General features: G+C 39.5%; 3 protein-coding genes. All 3 read right to left on the bottom strand.

Annotated features, from left to right (window positions below; genetic code table 11):
- Positions 1–1,335: ATP-binding protein (locus QCH34_RS09605; protein WP_300333370.1), on the bottom strand; the 1,335-nt coding region annotated here is incomplete at its 3' end.
- A complete protein-coding gene (locus QCH34_RS09600; RefSeq protein ID WP_300333367.1) occupies positions 1,316–1,891 on the bottom strand; it encodes a DUF4194 domain-containing protein in 576 nt (191 codons plus the stop codon). The genes QCH34_RS09605 and QCH34_RS09600, both read right to left, overlap by 20 nt.
- A 1-nt stretch (position 1,892) precedes the next feature.
- A partial coding sequence (locus QCH34_RS09595; RefSeq protein ID WP_300333364.1) for a DUF3375 domain-containing protein occupies positions 1,893–3,204 on the bottom strand: 1,312 nt, incomplete at its 5' end.

Genomic DNA, 3,204 nt, shown 5'->3' with positions numbered 1-3,204 from the left:
GCATAAGTCGCGTAATTTGAGATATTCGGTCACTACACCATCTCTTTGTGTGACGAGGGTCGAGAGATCGGCTTCTGCAGTTAACTTCACGTCATTCGCGTGAGCAAGAGATTTATGAAACAAATCTTCATCGGGATCTTCAGGAAACGATAGCTCCTTACATAATCCAGAGTAATCCTGGCTTCGCCGATACTTTTGCTCCTTCTCTTGCTTAAGGGATATCATCTTGCTATCCAGTTGAGCGATCATTTGTCCTTCCTTATTGCTATTAAGGGCAAGGTGGATGCTCGTTTCCTGGTCATTTAATCTTTCCAGGTCCTGTATAATGGTTAAATTTTTTTGCGTCAGTCGCTCTAGTTTTGTATTCTGTGATTGTATTTCCTTCTCGAGCAAGACCGATTTCTTATCAGAAAAGAACACAGGAAGGAAATCAATGCTCTTTTTAATCAGGTTACCTTTTTTTGAAAGATCCTGGTATTTCCAGATATCTTTATCTAAAGGAATCAATAGCTCTAACTGCTTTTTGGCTCGCTGTACAGCCTCATGGGATTTTGTAAGATTGTCATAATTACGCTTGATTTCATTAATTTTTCCTGTCACATCCTGTTTATCCAGCATATGATTTCGCATAAAGTCAGTCAGTTTCCCGACTGATTTCATGGAAACGGTTTGATGAAATAACTCCAGAACTTTCTCTGACTTTATTCCAAAATAATATCGAAATTTTGCACTGTATTCTTTAAATTGATCGAATACTTCTGTGTCATCAAGATTTTTTAACCTTTTTTTCAGGAATGAGATGTCCCTTTTTTCCAAGAATGAGACGTCTCTATCATCAGGCATTATGGTAAAGTGCTCTTTTATATTCAAATCCTGTTTCGAGATGACAAAGAATTTATCAACAGCCCCATTTCTTATCCAGAGTACCTGGGCGAGAGTGTACCCAATCTCAAATCCCTTGTTATTGAAGCGTGCCAGAAGGACTGAGTAATCGTTCTCCTGCCGCAAATAGACCGGGCTGGAAGAACTATTATACTCGCTTCTCTCGTTCTTATATTCGCCTAGAACGTAGGTGAGCTGATTGCGCTCTCTACTCTCGGCACCCGCAGCTTTGTTATACACTATCTTTTGATATGGAACAAGCAGTGTCAGTAGCGCATCAACGAGTGTAGATTTGCCTGATCCAATGTCTCCGGTCAATAAGGAATTAAAACCACCTGACTCTATCTTCCAGACGTTATTGTGGAACGTGCCCCAATTATATACTTCAAAACGATTAAGCCGGAAACCTTTCTGGAGGTCATCTCTAGAGTAGTCAACCAATGAGTTTTGCATGTTCCCTCAGCTTTTCCTTTATTTCCTGCAATCCTTCAGCAGAAATTTTTGCCTTCAGTATTCTTCTGACTTCAAACTGATTTGGATTAGCACTTAGCTTTCTCAAGAAACCAATTTCTACAAGTTTTGCAATGTCTGTGTCAATTTTATCTGTAATTTTTACTTCATCGGTGCCGTCTGGCAAAAATAATCGTACTGACTCCTTGATCTCTTCACGATTAATAAACAACCTTGTTGAGTCTCCACCTTTCATATCAAATTCAATTAATTTTTCAAATAATAATACTGAAAGAAGGGTAACACGATAGCTCAGTTGTCGTCGTTCAATTAGATGAGGTATATGCTCCTCTTCAGACGGAGAGGAATCTTTCTGCCTTAAAAATGCATAACCTTCATTTTCCTGAATAAAGACTTCAATTCCAATTCCAGAAAAGTGCTGTTTAATATCACGTTGATATTGAATGAGACAGTCCCATGTCGCTTTTTCGTCGTAATAAATAACTCCCTGAAGGAGTCTAATTACTGCAAGAGCATAGGGCAGCGTCTCATTTCCCATACTATGTCTCCCCGCAGATAACAATTTGAGGTATCTGAATTTTAAAATATTTATCAGAAAGTCTGTTCCAGAGGATCATGGTCTCGTAGATTTCTTCATTGACGAACGCTTTTTTGTTCTTCAATGCAATATCGACATAAACAAGGATTTCTGCGAGACCGCGTTCTACAGGATACTGCTCGACGACAGCTCGCAGGGTAATTTGAGACTGACTCTGAAGTAACTGATTGATCCTTGCCTGTAATTCTTCCCTATCAATCTCAAATTGAGAATATAGGCGTTCAGTATCGACCAAATCTGAAGGGCCATCCTCGATCACTTTGACCGTTAGTCCCGGGCTAACAGCGACATCCCATAAGGGGCGCTCCATGATCATGCTAATTTTAGGGTTGCTGGGAATGGCGATGAAATCTTTATTGCTTGGAGGATTATTCTTAATCTGAACCGCCGTTGTTTTTATATCCTTGATAGTTTCCACAATCTTTTTGTTCTCTAAATATATCCTGTCGTCAAGGAATTTGCGCAATTGTTCATTCAAATTATGCTTTGTCGTATTTACTCGATTACCAGCCTCAATCAAATGATACTTTAGTCCTTCCAGAGTATCGTCTGCCGTTATTTCTTCGACTTGGGGAAGATGGATGACAGTCTCGATAAGATCGTCAAATTCATTCTGGCTTGCTTGGGACAATAATAAGTCCCAAAATGCCCGAAAACTTCGGCCCTGATCTGAGTTTAAGAATATATCATGGCTTTCAAAGAAATTGTCCAGCAATTCGCCTATCTGACCCTCCTGTAGAATCTGTTTTTTCCGGACTTCTTGATCCAATTCGCGAAAATTGTATTCTATCTGCTTGAAGTCTGAAAGTAACTTAGTAGAGGTATCAGAAATTTCGTAGTATCTCTCCTTGATTTGCGTATCTGAATATCGGTCCAGTATTCCGGATTTTAGTTTTTTGATTTCCGTTTCTATTTCTGTTTTCTTTCTTTCCAGTTCTAAGAGCCGCCGATTGGGATCTTCAGAATTTTTATAGGCAATCTCCCTTAGCATCTCGATTATTTTGAGCAATCGTGATTCTGTTCCGACAAATTCTCGCGACTCTAATTCTTTTATCCATTCGAGCGCTTTCTCTGTCGAAGGTGTCAGCTCAAAGCAGGGTTCATCACTAGTATCTGGATAATATTTTCTCAAATATCCATCAGCAGCCCACTTGTCGAGATAATTTTGTGGTGATTCCGGATACAACGCATCTCCATACATACTTCGTAAATGATAGATTGTATCGGTAAGCTGTGAGACGAGTTCATCATTT

Source organism: Methanocalculus sp. (assembly GCF_029762515.1).
Taxonomy (GTDB): Archaea; Halobacteriota; Methanomicrobia; order Methanomicrobiales; family Methanocorpusculaceae; genus Methanocalculus.
This window is presented reverse-complemented; position numbering and strand designations above follow the sequence as displayed.